Below are 15008 nucleotides of genomic sequence, written 5' to 3'. Positions count from 1 at the left end.
GGCGTCAAAATCTTCATCTCGTGAAACCGCGTTCAAAGCTTCCTCAGACGGTTACAAATAGGAAAATTTTAGAGTCGACAGTTCGTTCCGCCGGCGATGGACGGAATGATGGTGAGCTCGTCAGTAGCTTTGGCCGCGGTCTCCTCCTTGTTCGGGAGGTAGCGGATGTCGTCATCGTTCAAATAGACGTTGACGAACGAGCGCAGCTTGCCTTCCGGGGTAAACAGGTGCGGCTTCAGTTCGGGGTATTGGACGGTGAGCTGCTGAAACACGCTGCTGACGGTTGTTCCCGCGACGCTGACGGTCTCGAGTCCGCCTGTATAGGCGCGCAGCGGGGTGGGAATGTGAATGTTCATGCCGGACCTTTCTGGGTTTGCGCCGCTGCTTCGGCGACGTTGGGGGCGATGTCGATCTGGATTGGTTCGTCCTCGAAGGTTTTGTCCTCTTCCATCGTCCCGCTCAGCAGGAAAGAGTTTGTCAGCGAAGCTTTGCCTTGTTGGACGCTGGTGATGATGTAAGAGCAACCGAGCCAGTGGGCTTCGGCGAAGTCGGTCTTCGACCATTGTGCAGGGTGGTCGGGATGCGAGTGGTAGAAGCCGACGATGTCCAGGCCGAGGCCGCGCGCCTGCCGCTGAATCTTGACGAGTTCCTGCGGGGCGATGTGGTAGCGGTTGTGAGCGGAGTCGGTGCGGGTGTTGCCGGCGCGGACGATTTGCTGGACGTGATTGACCGCCGCAGGGTCATTGCCCTCACCGGCGATGTTCTTGCCGAGCAGCACACCGCAGCACTCGTTCGGGTAGGTCTCTTCGCCGTGCGCGCGTAGGGCTTCATAGTCAGCGTAGTGGATGCGAAGCATCTGGTTAGCCCTCCTGCCAGAAGCGTTCGCTCATGTATTTTTCTGCGGAGTCGCACAGGATGGTAACGATGACAGCCTCGCGGCCGGCGTTGGCCTCCTGCTCGCCAACTTTAAGCGATGCTGCGACGGCTGCGGCAGCGGAGATTCCGACGAGCAGGCCCTGACTGCGGGCTAGATTTTTTACCATGTCGTACGCGGTTTCAGTAGGCATGTCGATGTTCGCGTCAGCGAGTGAGGGTCGTAGATGCGCGGAACGATTGCGGTTGCCATGTGCTTGAGGCCTTCGAGGCCGTTGAAGGGCGAGTCCGGCTGCATGGAGATGCATCGGATCGACGGGTTCAGCTCCTTGAGGCGGCGGGTTGTTCCCATGAAGGTGCCGCTGGTTCCGAGACCCGCGACGAAGTGGGTTACCTGGCCTTCGGTCTGCTCCCAGATCTCGTTTGCGGTGGTGCGGTAGTGCGCCTTCCAGTTCTCGTCGTTGGAGTACTGGTCGGCGTAGTAGTACTTGTCGGGCTCGGCTGCGGCCAGCTCTCTGGCTTTGCGAATTGCGCCGTCGGAGCCGTTGGCGGGATCGGTCCAGAAGACCTCTGCTCCGTAGGCCGCGAGATAACGTTTGCGCTCTGGCGAGACGTTGGACGGCATGCAGAGGGTGACGCGGAAGCCCAATGCAGCGCCGAGCATGGCGTAGGCGATGCCGGTGTTGCCGCTGGTTGCATCGAGCAGGCCGCGACCGTCGTTGAGGAGACCTCTCCGCTGCGCGTCGGTGACGATGGCGGAGGCCGCACGATCTTTAACGGAGCCGCCGGGGTTCGCCCATTCGGCTTTGCCTAAGATTTGGATTCCGGGCAGATGGGCGCTGAGGCGGTCGAGCCTCACCAGGGGAGTGTGGCCGACGCGCTCGAGGATGGTTGTTCCAAACGATTTGACGGTGGTAATCATGCAGTTTCCATCTTCTTTTGATTCATTTGAATCGTTCTGCGCCGCGATGATTGAAGGACTTCCGCGGATGTGCGACAGTTAATCGAGTCTAACGTACTGCACTTATGGCGAAAAAGATCCCACAACGAAGCTTCAATGACGTTCTTGGCCTCCTTGGGGGCAGAGATTCGATGTTGCCCCGGCTCAGGAGGGTGCAAAGCGAACGCCAAATGCTGTTCAGGTAAGGAAATACGGCTGTGCGGCTGAGATTGCCGCGGCGCCGGATGGAACGGTTGAGATCCTTGCCCGTCCGGGCTGGCTGCTGAATGGCGAGATCGCGCGCCTGCTCGACCGGGGATACCAGAAGTTCATCAAGACGAGCAAGCTGGAGATTCCAGCGTCGGCGGATCATCTGCGGGCGATCCATGAGTTCACCGCAGAGTTGAACGAGGCGATTGGCGCGACCAGCCTTTATAACCAGGCCCTGGGAACTACCAGCAACGTTTATCACTACGATCGGGTCAAGGGGCGGGATTAGGTTTGGGTGGGGAACGGCGGGGCGGACGAGGCTTAGCGTCGCCGGTTCTGCTCGCGCTGCAGCTCGCGATAGGCTTCGCTTTTGCCGATGCCGCGTTCGCGAGCGACTCGCTTCAGTGCGTCCATCTCGTTGATTCCGTCTGCCTTCATCATGGCGGCGACCTCGGCGGCGAGAGTGCTTTTCTTGTCTGCGGAGGTGCCCTCGAGTGCGGCGGGCGCGAGCAGCAGCACGATCTCTCCACGGACACTTGCGCGCGCGATTAGCTGGGACCGCAGATCGGCGACCGCGCCACGCAAAAACTCTTCATGCAGCTTTGTCAGTTCGCGCGCGATGACGATGTTCTGCTCGGAGCCGAAGACGGCGTCGATGTCGGCTAACGTGTCGAGGATACGGTGCGGGGCTTCGTAGAAGACGTGGGTTACATCGCCTCGTACCAGGTCTTCGAGAGCGGTCTTCCGCTGGCCTGCCTTGGCGGGGAGGAAGCCGTGGAAGGTGAATCGCTCGGTAGCTAGGCCGCTCGCGATCAGCGCGCTGATTGCGGCGTTGGCGCCGGGGATGGGGAAGACATCAATCCCGGCGGCGAGGGCGGCGGCGACGACCTGTCCTCCGGGGTCGGCGATGCCGGGAGTTCCGGCGTCGCTGACGACTGCGATGCGTGCACCGTTTTTTAGTTCGGCTATGAGCTCTTCGGTTCGCGACCCCTCGTTGTGCATGTGATAGCTGACGGTCGGGGTGCGGATCTCGAAGTGATTGAGGAGCTTTGCGTCTGACGCGTGTCTTCGCAGGCGATGCGGTCTGCCTGGCGCAGTACTCGCAGTGCACGCAGCGTGATGTCTTCGAGGTTGCCGATGGGTGTGGCTACGAGATAAAGCCCCGGCGCCAGCGGCCGGTCGTCATTGTCGTGGAGTGCGGCCATTATTCCGGTTGGCGCAGCTTACGGCGCTGGTTCAGCATTCCCATCGACAGGGCGAGATTCTGAGGTGTAATGATGCCGACGATACGGTCGCCTTCGAGGACCGGAACCATCTGCGCGCCCTGGCCGGCCATGATACGACGGAGAGTCTTGACGAGCGAATCGTCGGGCTGGGCGGTTTGGAAGGAGCGCGTCATCACGCCTTGTACGTAGCCGTTGCCGTCACTTTGCAGGGCATCGACGATGCTTTGCCGAGATACCGCACCGACCAGGTTTGCTCCGCGCACTACGGGAAAGACATCCTGCAGGGTGTGGACCGAGCGTTGCAGTGCGTCTTCGAGGGTATCCGAGGCTGAAAGCATGCTGAACTGCGTCAGCATGACGTCGCGCATCCGCACCGCGTCCACATCGGTTTGCAGCAGAAGGCCCTGATCTTCCATGTGGGCGCCGATCATGAGGAAGGCTCCGATCATCACCAGCCACATGTTCGGGACAAGAAGGCCGGCGACTATGAGCGCAATGGCAATGAACTGCCCCAGTCCGGCGGCGGCTCGAGAACTCTTCATGACGCCTTTAGTCTTGGCGAACTCGCCGCGAAAGACACGGCCACCGTCAAGCGGCGATGCTGGCAGCAGGTTCACGACACCCAGCAGGATGTTCATCCATACCGCCGCCCTCAGCAGATGCGCAGGCGACATCCAGGGGCGTTCGAGGAGATTGACCTCGGGCGCGATGGTTAATGTCATCGCGGCCAGCAGCAGGCCGAATCCGATGTTTGCGCTCGGCCCGATGACGGCCATGCGCTTCTGCATCTCCGGCGTTGTAGCTTTTTCGGTCGCCTCGCTGCTTGCATAACTCATCAGGCCGCCTACGGGGAGAAGAAGCACACTGCGGAGTTCAAGCCCGAACCACGCGGCGCCGATGGCGCGAGCTACCTCGCGAACGACGACTGCGAGAAGGAGGAGCAACCAGAGTGCAAATCCTCGGCCCCCGGTTGCTCCCGTCATCGAGGCATAGCTGATTGACAACCCAAGAATGAGGAGGAAGAAGGTGTGGATGCGGACATCCACGCCGAGAAATCTGCCGATCGGAAAAGACCACCCACGCATATCCTCCATTGTATGCGCTGCGGTTTACCAATTCGCGCGCCTGCGGCTTACCATAGGAAAAGATGCGCGTCATTGCAGGTACTTACCGCTCCCGTCAGCTCTTAGCTCCACCCGGTTTGAAGACGCGTCCGACCAGCGACCGTCTGCGCGAGACACTCTTCAACATCCTCGCGCCTCGGCTGGGCGGCTGCCGGTTCGTCGATCTCTACGCCGGTACCGGCGCGGTTGGAATCGAAGCGATAAGTCGCGGCGCCGCGTACGTATGGTTTGCTGAGAACGCCGAACCGGCCCTGACTTCGCTGCGGCAGAATCTTGCCTCGTTGAAGATCGGTCGCGGATTCACCTTGGAGGATCGTGGTGTGGGAGCGATGCTGCAGCGGCTCGGCAAACTGCCACAGCCGGTGGATATCGTCTATCTTGACCCACCGTACGAGGCTGAGGACGAATACTCGGGCACGCTCAATTTTTTCGGAAGCGTACGTGGTCGTGCGATCCTCAGCGCGAATGCCCTGGTCATCGCCGAACATGGGAGTAAGTCGAAGCTTGCTTCGCGCTATGGCGTGCTCGAACACACTCGGCTCTTGAAGCAGGGCGATGCTGCACTCAGCTTTTTTGTGGCTGCGACGGCTGAGCGAACCCTCCACCCTGATGGTGACCAGTAAGAAGATCTACCTGGAAGGCAACCTCGCGATCGGTCAGCAGGTTCCAGCCCATGCCGTGCAGCGTGTTGCCTTCAACGCCGGTGACACGCACGCCTTCCCAGCTAAGCCGCGCCGTCTCCCACGCTATCCCGCTTGCGCTCCAGGCGATCATCGAGTGAAAGCCAACAAATAAGAGGAGTCCCTGCGCAACGATGGGGCGCACCTCGACTACCGGCTTCATTTCGATGTGAGTGCAACGCTCAGGTTGAATGGTATCGACGATATAGGCGTAGCCGCCGGCGACCGCGCACATCTGCTGCAGGTTGGGACAGGCGAAGACACCAGTCGGCATCGTGGAGTTTGTAAAGCCCAGGGCGCAGGTTGCTAGGAAGGTGTCTCCGCCGGTGGGATGAACCATCAACTGCAACGCGCCCCGAGCCAATGTGTCTTCTTCGCCTGCAATCCGTTGTGGATAGATAAACTGCCGGGTGGGCGCGATCAATGGAGGCGTCTTCAGGATCTCAGCAGTCCAGTTCTGAGCAAATTTTCCGGTGTCATTTGTCGACGGATCAAGCATTATCGAATCGCGTCCAAAGCCTGCGCCATATCTTCGAGGAGGTCCTCGATAGCTTCGCAGCCGGCGCTCATGCGGATGAACCCATCGGAGACTATATCGCCGCCCCACTTCGCTCGCCGCTCCGCGGTCGTTGTCACACCGCCGAAGCTGGTCGCTTCCGTTAGCAGGATCGACTTGGAGAGAAACGTGTCGGCGGATCCCTTATCTCGCAAGACGAAGCTCAACACCGGGCCGAAGTAGCGCATCTGCTTCTTCGCGATCGTGTGGCCGGGATGCGATGGTAAGCCGGGATAGAAGACGCTTGTCACCTCTTTCCTTGACGTGAGAAATTCGGCGATACGTTGAGCGTTCTCGCAGGAGCGCTCGAGGCGCAGGGGCAGTGTTGCAATGGAACGAAGCGCGAGCCAGGCCTCCATTGGGCCCAGGGCGGCTCCGGTAAGGGTGCGCCATTGGTCGATCTTTGCACGCAGTTCCGGGTCTCGCACTGCGACGTGACCGAGCAGGAGATCGCTGTGCCCGGTCATTGATTTCGTGTCCGAGGAGACGGAAAAGTCTGCGCCGAGCGCCAGGGGAAGCTGTCCCAGGGGTGTCGGCGTGGTGTTGTCTACCGCGACCAGAGCACCTGCGCGATGTGCCGCTTCGCTCAACAGGGCGACGTCGCATATCTCCATGCCGGGATTGCTTGGCGACTCCAGCCAGAGAAGTCGTGCGCCTTCGAGCAGCTCGGCCTGCGCGTTACCGGCGGTGGGCGACATGCGCAGCGTGATCCCCATGGGAGCGAAGTACTCCTGCAAAAGCACGCGCGCGGTGTAGTAGGCGTTCGAAGGAAGAACGACTATATCTCCGGGTCGCAACACCGCTCCAAAGACGGCGGCACATGCGGCCATGCCGGAGGCGAAGACTAACGCGTTTGCCCGGTAGCTTTCGCCTGTAGCGAGCTGCCCCGACTCCATCTGACCGATAGCCTTTTCGAGTGCGGTCCAGGTTGGATTATGCGAGCGTGCGTAGGTGTAGGGAGTATCCGATGGGTCGCCAGGCGTGTGATACGGCGCTGCGAATACTGGACCCGTGTGCAGCGGCTCGCCGGGGACGGTCCCGCTCAGCGTGGAACGAATGATTCTGGTGGAGTCGCGCATAGTTTCAAGGTGCTCATCGGACTGAACCGATTGATGGTAGCAGGCTCAGCGGGGTGTCTTTTTTGGTGTCTTCTTTTCTGTCCTGGAGGGTTTGGAGAAGTGTTCCCATCCGCCCGGTTTCAACTCCGTACGGCTGCCGTCTGGTGCCAGCAGAGTCATCAGAGGGTGCCCGGTGCGGCGAGGTTTGAGAGTTCCGATTCGCGTAAGTGGTACTCCTGCGAGAGAGGATGGCATTCGGCCTGATGGCGCGGCGAAGAGTAACTCGTAGTCCTCACCCCCGTGCAGCGCTGCATGCAGGGCGGATCGCGCACCCAGTCTGGCGGCGAGGGGATGGATTGGCAGCGCCTCCTGTTCGATCTCCGCGTTCACTCCGGAGGCCCGGCAAAGGTGGGCGAGGTCAGTGGACAGGCCGTCGCTGATATCGAGACACGCCGTGGCCAGACCCCGCCTCTGGAGAGCTTCGCCCACATCCAGACGCGGTTCGGGAAACATGTGGGGATGGTCTTCGCTGGTCTTTACGTTGAGGATTCGTTTTCTTCGCGCCAGCAAAGTGGTCAACTCCGCCGCGGCGCCGCCGAGTTGGCCGGTGACATAGAGGGCGTCTCCCGGGGAGGCTCCAGAGCGTTGCAGAGCTTTGCCCCTTGGGGCGGAGCCGATCAAAACGATGTCGGCGAGGATCAGGGCCTGTTTACCGCCCGGCGACTCCGAGGTGTCTCCGCCCGCGAGCGGTACGTCGTGCAACTCCGCTAGCGAACGCAGGCCGGCAAAGAAGCGTGTCGTCCAGGCTCGGCCAGCGGCCTCAGTAAGCATGGTCGAAGGAAGCGCCAGGGAGAGGAAGGCCGCCAGTGGGGTCGCGCCCATGGCTGCGAGGTCGCTCAGTCCGCGAGCGAGGCAGCGATGGCCAACCGATTCCGGCGGATGAGAGTCGCGCCGGAAGTGGCGGTCTTCAAGTGTAAAGTCTGTGGTCACAAGGACTTCACATCCGGACGGAGGCCGCAGAATCGCGCAATCGTCGCCAATACCGAGCTTGACGGCCCTGTTGTTTGTGGCGAAATCGCGGCGGATATGCTCGATCAGGCCTAGCTCTCCGAAGGATGAGGGAGTTTTTTCATGTTGATGGCAGCATAAACGGTAAGCACAATGTGACTCTTTTGTGGTAGTTACGGGATGAAGATCAGGACTATGCTCGTTTGCACGGCGGGTAACTGCTTTGGTACCCTCTAAGAGGAAGCTCAAGAGAGATGTTCAATTGGAAATGGCGATTGTTGAAGTCGATTTACATCGCGTAATTCATTTGACTGCAATCTCTCCGAGCCGCGATTTCGCTTCGCGGTCAAATCTGGGCCAGGGATTCTGATTGAAGCTGAAAAAACGCCATTACATCATGCTCGTCAGCCGCGACGAAGAAGGCAACCTTAGCAAGGTACCTGTTCCTCTGCACTACGCTTATCTGTTTGTGGCTGCTGCGATTATCGGCATGTTTACCATCACTGGGCTGGCCGGGTCCTACTCCCGGATGTTGATCAAGACCGCCCGATTCAATCAGCTGCGGCAGGACCACAACTCGCTCCAGAAGGACTACGCGCACCTAGAGAAGGCAGCGCATGAAAAAGACATTCAGGCGGCTTCACTGGGTTCGCTCGCGAGCGAAGTATCCGTACTGTACGGTCTGACGGCGAGCAAACTGGCGTCTCCCATGGGTAAAGTCAGCGGCGGCCATCACGGCAAGTCGTCGGGAGTGGCTGAAGCGATCGCTACAACGCCGGTGGCCGGCGGCTCGGATTCTTCAGATACGTCGGAGCAGGCCTACTACAGGTCTATCGATGCCTTCTACTCGCTCCGCAGCTCTGCGATGAGCGGAACGGCGACCCGGGCGATCTCGAGTCTCAACGGTCCTGGATTCGTCACCACCGATCTGCTGGGAGCCAGCAGCCTGGAAGTCGCGTCGTATGTCCCGACGCTCTGGCCGATCATGGGGCCGATCACCAGCAGCTTTGGTCAGCGCGAAGATCCCGTCCTGGGTAACGGAGAAGGTGAGTTCCACACCGGCATCGATATCAGCGCTCCAAACGGAATACCCATTCGTGCAACCGGGGACGGCATCGTGAAGCAGGCCGAGATGTCCAATGGCTACGGCCGGGAGGTTGTGATCGACCATGGGCATGGGGTTGAGACAGTCTATGGACACATGTCCGGCTTCGCCTGCGTCGCGGGGCAGACGGTGGTTCGCGGCCAGGTGATCGGCTACGTCGGTCACAGCGGCCGCACCACAGGCTCACACCTGCACTACGAGGTTCGCATCAGGAATACCCCGGTGAATCCGCACAAATATCTGCGGACGACGTTGGCGGATCTGGGCACGGAGTCAGCGACGGGGCAGAAGGGGCAATAGAACAAAAGGAAATCCAGACGGCAGGGCTGATGCGGGTGGTCGGCTCTGCCGTTTTTTTGCGTCCTGAAACAGGGTGGGATGAACCGGCATTCAAAGGTCCATTCCCGTAACGGGAGAACGCTTTGGTCGATTCCTCCTGTGCACCATTTGGGTAATATCAACCGATCTTTGCCGCCGATATATTCACCATGAACACTGAAGTTCTGCTATAGATCGCGTCTGTCAGCCCTGGAAAAGACACTATTCCAATCTGGCTTTACGAGAGAACGAGACCCACATGGCGCAGACCTCGGCTGCTTTTCGACGTAACACGCAGGACTTTGACGGATCCATCTCCCTGTCGGAGATTATTTCGGCGCTCTCCTACGCGCTCGACCTGACCGAGGGCGCGGTCCATGGGCATGCGCTCCGCAGCTGCCTGCTGGGCATGCGCATCGCCGAAGAGGTGAACCTTCCGACCGACCAGACCAGCAGCCTCTACTTTGCACTCCTGTTGAAAGATATCGGCTGCAGCCGCAGCGCCGGCCGGGTCAGCCAAATTATCGGCGGAGATGATCACGCGGCAAGCGCAGCGCTGACTCTTGAAGACTGGAGCAAACCGCACAAGCCGAGTCTCTCGACCCTGAAGCTCCTCTGGAGCCAGGTTCTTCCCGATGCGGGTCGGGTCGTCAGGGCCGCCAGATCCTTCAAGAACGGAATCACACGTCACCACAATAGTTTAGACAGGATCGGACCTCGTTACGACCGGGGAGCCAGCATTCTCAACGAGCTCGGCATGGGACCTATCGCTGCCGAGGCCGTCCGCAGCGTGGACGAACGATGGGACGGGAGCGGCTATCCGGACAGCCTGAAGGGAGAGCAGATTCCCCTGTTGGCCCGCATCTGCGCCATTGCGCAGCACCTGGATCTTACCTCTGCGGCAGCCGGGATGAAGAGTGCGATCGACACCCTTGATGAGCGGAGCGGCACCTGGTTCGATCCGCAGCTGGTGCGCATCGCACGATCGCTCGATCGCCGTGGGGAGCTCTGGAACAATTGTTCCCCCGCCGATGCGGAGCAGGACACGCGACAGGCTGTTCTCGACCTGGACTCCGGCAAGCGGCACCAATTGGAGTCAAACCAGATCGACCGGATCTGCGAGGCCTTCGCAGGCGTGGTTGACGCCAAGTCTCACTTTACCTTTCGCCACTCGCAGGGGTTGCGGACGCCGCCTTCGGCATCGCGCAGGCTATGGGCCTCGCGGCAGACCGCGCACAGCTGGTTCGCCGGGCCGCGTTGCTGCATGACATCGGCAAACTCGGTGTCGCCAACGCCATCCTCGACAAGAAGAGCCAGTTGAGCCCGGAGGAGTGGAAGGCGGTCTACGAGCATCCGCGCATTACACGACGCATCCTGGAGCGGATTGCGCCCTTCCACGAGATGGCCGTTATAGCAGGGGAGCACCATGAAAAGCTTGATGGTTCGGGTTACCCGGATCATCTGAAGGGTTCCGATCTATCGATTGAGTCTCGCATCGTCGCGGTTGCGGATGTGTACGCGGCGCTCTCGGAAGATCGTCCCTATCGGGCTGGTATCGAGCTCGATGAGACTCTGTCGATCATGTCGAAGTTGATTCCTGTACAGCTCGACGCTGACTGCTTCGAGGCGTTGGTCTCGGTGGTTTCGAGCAGGCGCGATGACGCCACGGCGCCGATGCCACAGATTATTGGTTCGCCGCTTGGCTATTCGTTCAAAAACAGGGGCTTCAAAAGTGCCGCCTTTGAAAGCGCTCTCTGACACAACAGCTCAGAGATGCCTACAAAACAAGAACGGCCGAAGATCTCGGCCGTTCTTTTTATTTTGAGGCAGATGTTGAGACGGTCCTACTTCCCGGTGTAGCTGACGTGCCAGACCGTATTCGAGCCATCGTCCGTTACGAAGAGTGAACCGTCCTTCGCCACGGTGACGCCGACAGGCCTGCCCCAGACCTTGCCGTCAGAGGTGACGAATCCGGTCAGGAAATCCTCATACTCGCCGGTCGCCTGGCCGTCGTGCATGGGGATGCGGATGACCTCGTAGCCGGAGCGGTGGGCGCGATTCCAGGAGCCGTGTTCGGCTGCAAATCCGTCACCCTCATACGCCGAGGGGAACTGCTTGCCGGTGTAGAAGGTCATTTCGAGCGACGCAAAGTGCGACTGCAGGAGGACGTCGGGCGTGATGACCTTGTTCTTCAGCTCCGGGTGGGTGCCCATCAGACGCGGGTCCTGATGGCCGCCCATGTAGTACCAGGGCCAGCCGTAAAAGCCGTCCTCCTTCACGCTGGTGATGTAGTCGGGGACGAGGTTGTCGCCGAGGCGGTCACGCTCGTTGGTGGAGCACCAGAGCTGGCCGGTCGTCGGGTTGATGGCCTCGCCGACGCAGTTGCGAATGCCGCTCGCGAAGATCTTCACGAACTTGCCTTCAGGAGAAAACTCAAGGACATCGGCGCGGTGCAACTCGTTGGGGTGCGTGTCCGGATCGTCAGCGTTAGAGGCCGAACCGACGGAGATGAACATCCGCTTGCCGTCCTGCGAGAAAGCGACGTCGCGTGTCCAGTGGCCGCCGCCGCGGAGCTGCGCGTAACCTGGAAGTACTGGCACAATGACCGCAGGCGCAGCGCTCGCCTTCAGATCGCCGTCTTTGTAGGCGAAGCGGACGACGCTCGTCGTGTTAGCGACGTAAACCCACTTCGGGTGCTCTCCCAGGGGATAGAAGGCGATGCCGAAGGGGTGGTCGAGTCCGGTGGCGAAGACCTCGGTGGTAGTTGCTTTTCCGTCGGCTCCGACGCCGCGCAGCACCTTCACCTGGCCCGCCTTGCTATCGGCGAGAAAGAGATCGCCATTCGGTGCGGTGCGGATCAGGCGTGGCTCAGTAAAGCCCTGCGCGTACATTTCGACCTTGAAGCCTGTGGGCGCGACTGGCCATGCACCCTCAGGCCGCGGAACGACGCTGGGCCCATTGTCGACCGACTCGTCGGGCTTTGGCTCCGGCAGGTCGGCAAGGGTGATCTTGCGGCGGACCCCGGGGTGCTCCTGCGTGTAGTCGGCGAAGGCTGCCTGCCCGGTGATGACTGCGCCAGATTGCGCGAACGCAGAGGACGGCAGTATCGACACCATGGAGGCAAGAGCCAGGACTCGAAGAACGGAGGGACTTGAGCTATGCATGAGACGTTTCTCCTTGGAGCGTGAAAGCGGTTAGATGCTGCTGCCCGATCATTAGAAGTTGACTGTTGACCACCTCGAGTTCGACTGCATCGAGGTTTTTAATAAAGTTGACGAAATGAAACCGCCGAAAGTTTGACATCAGCTGCTGATCGGTTGCATTGGGGAAGAGTAAGAGAATGCGAATGGCCTGCATGAAGAAGCCGTGGGTGAAGACGGCGATGCATCCTTCTGATTTCAATTGGGCAAGTCGTTTGATTACGTTGCGGGCGCGCCTGACAAAATCGCTGAATGATTCAGCGCCGGGTCCGTCGGAGTAGGACGGATCGTCCCGCTCCCAGAACCCTAGAATGTGCGGCATCTGCTGCTCTTCGCTTGTACCGTTGTGTTGTGCAGGGTTTAGATAGTGGAACTCCTGGATCGGCCACTCTTCAATTGGCACCTCGGGATAGCGTTGGCGCAGCGGTACCGAGGTCTGCTGAGCACGGAGATAAGGCGATAGGAGAAACAGTGTCGGCGCGCAGGGGAAGCCGTCGGCGAAGGCCTTCGCCTGGGCGCGGCCCAGTTCCGTCAGGGGATTTGTGATGTGGTCTGGTGGAATGCCGCCTGCATTCGCAACGCTCTGGCCGTGGCGAATGAGCAGGATCCGGGTGGGCGGGTGCGGGTCAGTCATGGCTGGAGATCGGGGTTTGGCGCTGCGAGCTGCTTGACCAGTTCAAGCGGAATGTTCGCCGTTAGAACGGCACGATCTTTACGCTGTTCGATCTTCGTCGAGTCGGTCAATTCGCGGAATGCGGCATCGGTAGTGGGGTGAGGCTGGATCTGTGCCTGCGCCAGTTGAACGGACTTCATCAGCGTGAGCAGCGACGTAAGAGTTTCGGTCGCGCGAGCTGCGTCTGCATCGGTGGGGGCGATCTGTTCGAGGCGCAGGTGAATCGTGCCGAGATAGCGCAGGCTGGCGACGAAGGTAGAGTCCTCCGGCAGAGGGAGTTGCAAGCCGAAGATGCTGATCGAGCCTCGCTCGGAGAACGGAAGACCGATGTGGCCGATCGCCCAGGCGCTCGAAAATGCGGGCACATCCCGATAGCGTGCGGATAAGAGCGACGAGCCTGAAAACGGCGAGGCCGCGGAGCGATGCCGATCGAGAATGGAGTGAATCTGCTCGGCCGTAGGCATGTTCGAGGCGGCGATGGTGTCGTAGCCGAGCTGCGAAATCCGCAAGGGCCGCGTAGCCTTCTCGTCGCCGACGCGGACGGTAAAGATATCGTGGTCCGCGTAGGTCTCCTTCGCCGTAGCGATCGAGGCGAGGTAGCGTGCCAGGCGATCACCATCAAAACGGCCCTCGAAGACCTCGGAGTAGCCGACCGGGCCATTGGGACCCGTTGGGTCGTCCATGCGGTGCAGAGCGAAGGCGACAGAATCGAGATCGCGCTCGGGCATGATGCCGGTTGCGTCGATAAACTGCTGATACTCCGGGGTGCGATCTACCGGCGAACGATCAAAGTGAGTGGCAGCCCGCAGCGGTTTCAGGTTGGCGTAGACGATCGCGTCGGACTCGGGGAGCAGTCGCGCGACCTCCGGCGGAGCGGCCTTTCGCAGCACCAGCGCGACAACCAGCGCAGCCATCAAGGCCAGCATCAGCAACAAAGAGTAGCGTGTGCGCCTACGCATCAGGGATATAGCCGTTCGGGCAAAGTGTCAGCATGGTCAGTACGATTCACGAACTGCAGCGCCTCAAGCAATAAGCATAGCCCATCTTGGGCCAAAGACTTCGGTTATGGCTCGTCCTCGCGCGAGTTGAAGAAGAGTCGCGAGGCCGCGACGCGAATTTATTCCACGATTGCGAAGGTGTAGATCTTTCCGCCGTTGGTGACGTTGCCCGTGCCGGGTGGCAGAATGCCGAACTCGCCGCCCGCGACCTTGTTTTCCACGGTAAATTCGTAGGTGCGCGGGGCAGTTCGCACCGGCTTGAAGGGGACCTCGTCTCGGTCCGCTCCTCCGCTGGAGTGGAAGACGCCGCCAGTAAAGATGCGGAACTCACGGTTGCTGGAGTTGAGGCGGAAGCGAACGAAGGTGTATTCGCTGGCAGCGACGCCCTCCGGCGTATAGAGCAGAATTTCTATCGGACGCTTCAGCTCGAGCGCCGATTCACGGCCATTAACGCGGCCGTTCCGATCCTGCTTGATAATGCCGTTGGTCACGGTTGACTTGATGAATCCGCCGGACTTGATATGAACGATCTCTGGATCGATCGCGGTCCACTTTCCTGCGCGATCCTTGTAATAGACGCCAATCTCGTTGACGTCGGAGAGCACGACGGGCTTTTCGGTCTCCGCCACATTGGTAATCTGCCGTCGGCTTTTGTTCATCATCGCGGCGATGACGCGGTCGGAGAGACCGGCGGTCTTGAGCGTGACCAGGGCATCAGCATCGGTGATGTATTTCCCAGGCTGAGTGTTGATGGTCTGAAGGATCAGGTCATCCCCGAGGCCCGCCTTCACCATCTTCACCACCGAATCATTGTTCATGATTGCGGACCTGGGCGACGCAGTTGTCTGCGAAGTTGTCTGGGGGCCTTCAATCAACTGGGGGCGTCGCCTGTGCTCTGCGCCACTACCGGCAAGGTGCTGAAGAGAAGAGAGAGTAGAAGCAAAAAGCGCATGAATTTGATCCGACCTGGGTCCCGGGAGTGAAACTGAAAACGCTCGCATAGCCTAGCACGGAGGCGATGTTTGGACGCATATTCCGA

Annotated in this window: 14 protein-coding genes and 2 pseudogenes; 4 read left to right on the top strand and 12 right to left on the bottom strand. The window is 60.1% G+C overall.

Annotated elements, in window-relative coordinates:
• Positions 1-68: 68 nt before the first annotated feature.
• The 5 genes and pseudogenes from RBB80_RS30170 to RBB80_RS30150 form a co-directional block, all read right to left on the bottom strand.
• Entirely contained in the window at positions 69-356 is a 288-nt protein-coding gene (locus RBB80_RS30170) for a MoaD/ThiS family protein (protein WP_433965820.1), read from the bottom strand.
• Positions 353-856, bottom strand: a complete 504-nt coding sequence (locus RBB80_RS30165) for a Mov34/MPN/PAD-1 family protein (protein WP_433965819.1) — start codon at positions 854-856, stop codon at positions 353-355. The genes RBB80_RS30170 and RBB80_RS30165 overlap by 4 nt, the downstream gene beginning before the upstream one ends.
• 4 nt (positions 857-860) lie before the next feature.
• Positions 861-1795 (bottom strand): annotated as a pseudogene (locus tag RBB80_RS30160) (PLP-dependent cysteine synthase family protein).
• A gap of 549 nt (positions 1796-2344) precedes the next feature.
• Positions 2345-3228: pseudogene (gene rsmI / locus RBB80_RS30155) on the bottom strand (16S rRNA (cytidine(1402)-2'-O)-methyltransferase).
• Positions 3228-4334, bottom strand: coding sequence for a CBS domain-containing protein (locus RBB80_RS30150; RefSeq protein ID WP_433965818.1), 1107 nt, complete (start codon positions 4332-4334; stop codon positions 3228-3230). The pseudogene rsmI and the gene RBB80_RS30150 overlap by 1 nt, the downstream one beginning before the upstream one ends.
• 62 nt (positions 4335-4396) lie before the next feature.
• On the opposite strand from RBB80_RS30150, the gene rsmD reads away from it, so the two are divergent.
• A complete protein-coding gene (rsmD, locus tag RBB80_RS30145; protein WP_433965817.1) occupies positions 4397-4996 on the top strand; it encodes a 16S rRNA (guanine(966)-N(2))-methyltransferase RsmD in 600 nt (199 codons plus the stop codon).
• On the opposite strand, the gene RBB80_RS30140 is transcribed toward rsmD, so the two are convergent.
• From RBB80_RS30140 to thiL, 3 genes are read right to left on the bottom strand one after another with little or no spacing between them, the layout of a single operon-like run.
• Positions 4938-5552, bottom strand: a complete 615-nt coding sequence (locus tag RBB80_RS30140; protein ID WP_433965816.1) for a hypothetical protein — start codon at positions 5550-5552, stop codon at positions 4938-4940. The two genes, rsmD and RBB80_RS30140, sit on opposite strands and share 59 nt — an antisense overlap.
• Entirely contained in the window at positions 5552-6688 is a 1137-nt protein-coding gene (locus RBB80_RS30135; RefSeq protein ID WP_433965815.1) for a cystathionine gamma-lyase, read from the bottom strand. Before RBB80_RS30135 ends, RBB80_RS30140 begins: the two co-directional genes overlap by 1 nt.
• A 45-nt stretch (positions 6689-6733) precedes the next feature.
• A complete protein-coding gene (gene thiL, locus RBB80_RS30130) occupies positions 6734-7762 on the bottom strand; it encodes a thiamine-phosphate kinase (protein WP_433969967.1) in 1029 nt (342 codons plus the stop codon).
• A gap of 283 nt (positions 7763-8045) precedes the next feature.
• Here thiL and RBB80_RS30125 point away from each other — a divergent pair, with 283 nt between their 5' ends.
• From RBB80_RS30125 to RBB80_RS30115, 3 genes are all read left to right on the top strand, one after another.
• Positions 8046-9080 carry a M23 family metallopeptidase gene (locus RBB80_RS30125; RefSeq protein ID WP_433965814.1) on the top strand — a complete coding sequence of 345 codons (1035 nt, stop codon included), beginning with the start codon at positions 8046-8048 and terminating at the stop codon, positions 9078-9080.
• Positions 9081-9357: 277 nt separating this feature from the next.
• Entirely contained in the window at positions 9358-10419 is a 1062-nt protein-coding gene (locus tag RBB80_RS30120) for an HD-GYP domain-containing protein (protein ID WP_433965813.1), read from the top strand.
• Positions 10311-10856, top strand: a complete 546-nt coding sequence (locus tag RBB80_RS30115) for an HD-GYP domain-containing protein (RefSeq protein ID WP_433965812.1) — start codon at positions 10311-10313, stop codon at positions 10854-10856. The genes RBB80_RS30120 and RBB80_RS30115 overlap by 109 nt, the downstream gene beginning before the upstream one ends.
• 86 nt (positions 10857-10942) lie before the next feature.
• On the opposite strand, the gene RBB80_RS30110 is transcribed toward RBB80_RS30115, so the two are convergent.
• The 4 genes from RBB80_RS30110 to RBB80_RS30095 all read right to left on the bottom strand — a co-directional run bounded on the left by RBB80_RS30110 (position 10943) and on the right by RBB80_RS30095 (position 14787).
• Positions 10943-12262 carry a PQQ-dependent sugar dehydrogenase gene (locus RBB80_RS30110; protein ID WP_433965811.1) on the bottom strand — a complete coding sequence of 440 codons (1320 nt, stop codon included), beginning with the start codon at positions 12260-12262 and terminating at the stop codon, positions 10943-10945.
• Positions 12255-12932 carry a histidine phosphatase family protein gene (locus tag RBB80_RS30105; protein ID WP_433965810.1) on the bottom strand — a complete coding sequence of 226 codons (678 nt, stop codon included), beginning with the start codon at positions 12930-12932 and terminating at the stop codon, positions 12255-12257. Before RBB80_RS30105 ends, RBB80_RS30110 begins: the two co-directional genes overlap by 8 nt.
• On the bottom strand, positions 12929-13930 hold the full coding sequence (locus RBB80_RS30100; protein ID WP_433965809.1) for a hypothetical protein: 1002 nt from the start codon (positions 13928-13930) through the stop codon (positions 12929-12931). The genes RBB80_RS30105 and RBB80_RS30100 overlap by 4 nt, the downstream gene beginning before the upstream one ends.
• A gap of 158 nt (positions 13931-14088) precedes the next feature.
• On the bottom strand, positions 14089-14787 hold the full coding sequence (locus RBB80_RS30095; protein WP_433965808.1) for a hypothetical protein: 699 nt from the start codon (positions 14785-14787) through the stop codon (positions 14089-14091).
• Between the last annotated feature and the right edge of the window lie 221 nt (positions 14788-15008).

The organism is Tunturiibacter gelidiferens (assembly GCF_051013345.1).
GTDB classification, from domain to species: Bacteria; Acidobacteriota; Terriglobia; order Terriglobales; family Acidobacteriaceae; genus Edaphobacter; species Edaphobacter gelidiferens_A.
This window is presented reverse-complemented; position numbering and strand designations above follow the sequence as displayed.

Excerpts from the sequence above, each read along its gene's own strand:
- RBB80_RS30115 (WP_433965812.1), top strand. The coding sequence starts at position 10,311 with ATGGGCCTCGCGGCAGACCGCGCACAGCTGGTTCGCCGGGCCGCGTTG.
- rsmD (WP_433965817.1), top strand. The coding sequence starts at position 4,397 with ATGCGCGTCATTGCAGGTACTTACCGCTCCCGTCAGCTCTTAGCTCCA.
- RBB80_RS30150 (WP_433965818.1), bottom strand. The coding sequence starts at position 4,334 with ATGCGTGGGTGGTCTTTTCCGATCGGCAGATTTCTCGGCGTGGATGTC.
- RBB80_RS30105 (WP_433965810.1), bottom strand. The coding sequence starts at position 12,932 with ATGACTGACCCGCACCCGCCCACCCGGATCCTGCTCATTCGCCACGGC.
- RBB80_RS30135 (WP_433965815.1), bottom strand. The coding sequence starts at position 6,688 with ATGCGCGACTCCACCAGAATCATTCGTTCCACGCTGAGCGGGACCGTC.
- RBB80_RS30095 (WP_433965808.1), bottom strand. The coding sequence starts at position 14,787 with ATGAACAATGATTCGGTGGTGAAGATGGTGAAGGCGGGCCTCGGGGAT.
- RBB80_RS30170 (WP_433965820.1), bottom strand. The coding sequence starts at position 356 with ATGAACATTCACATTCCCACCCCGCTGCGCGCCTATACAGGCGGACTC.
- RBB80_RS30140 (WP_433965816.1), bottom strand. The coding sequence starts at position 5,552 with ATGCTTGATCCGTCGACAAATGACACCGGAAAATTTGCTCAGAACTGG.
- RBB80_RS30110 (WP_433965811.1), bottom strand. The coding sequence starts at position 12,262 with ATGCATAGCTCAAGTCCCTCCGTTCTTCGAGTCCTGGCTCTTGCCTCC.
- RBB80_RS30100 (WP_433965809.1), bottom strand. The coding sequence starts at position 13,930 with ATGCGTAGGCGCACACGCTACTCTTTGTTGCTGATGCTGGCCTTGATG.
- RBB80_RS30165 (WP_433965819.1), bottom strand. The coding sequence starts at position 856 with ATGCTTCGCATCCACTACGCTGACTATGAAGCCCTACGCGCGCACGGC.
- RBB80_RS30120 (WP_433965813.1), top strand. The coding sequence starts at position 9,358 with ATGGCGCAGACCTCGGCTGCTTTTCGACGTAACACGCAGGACTTTGAC.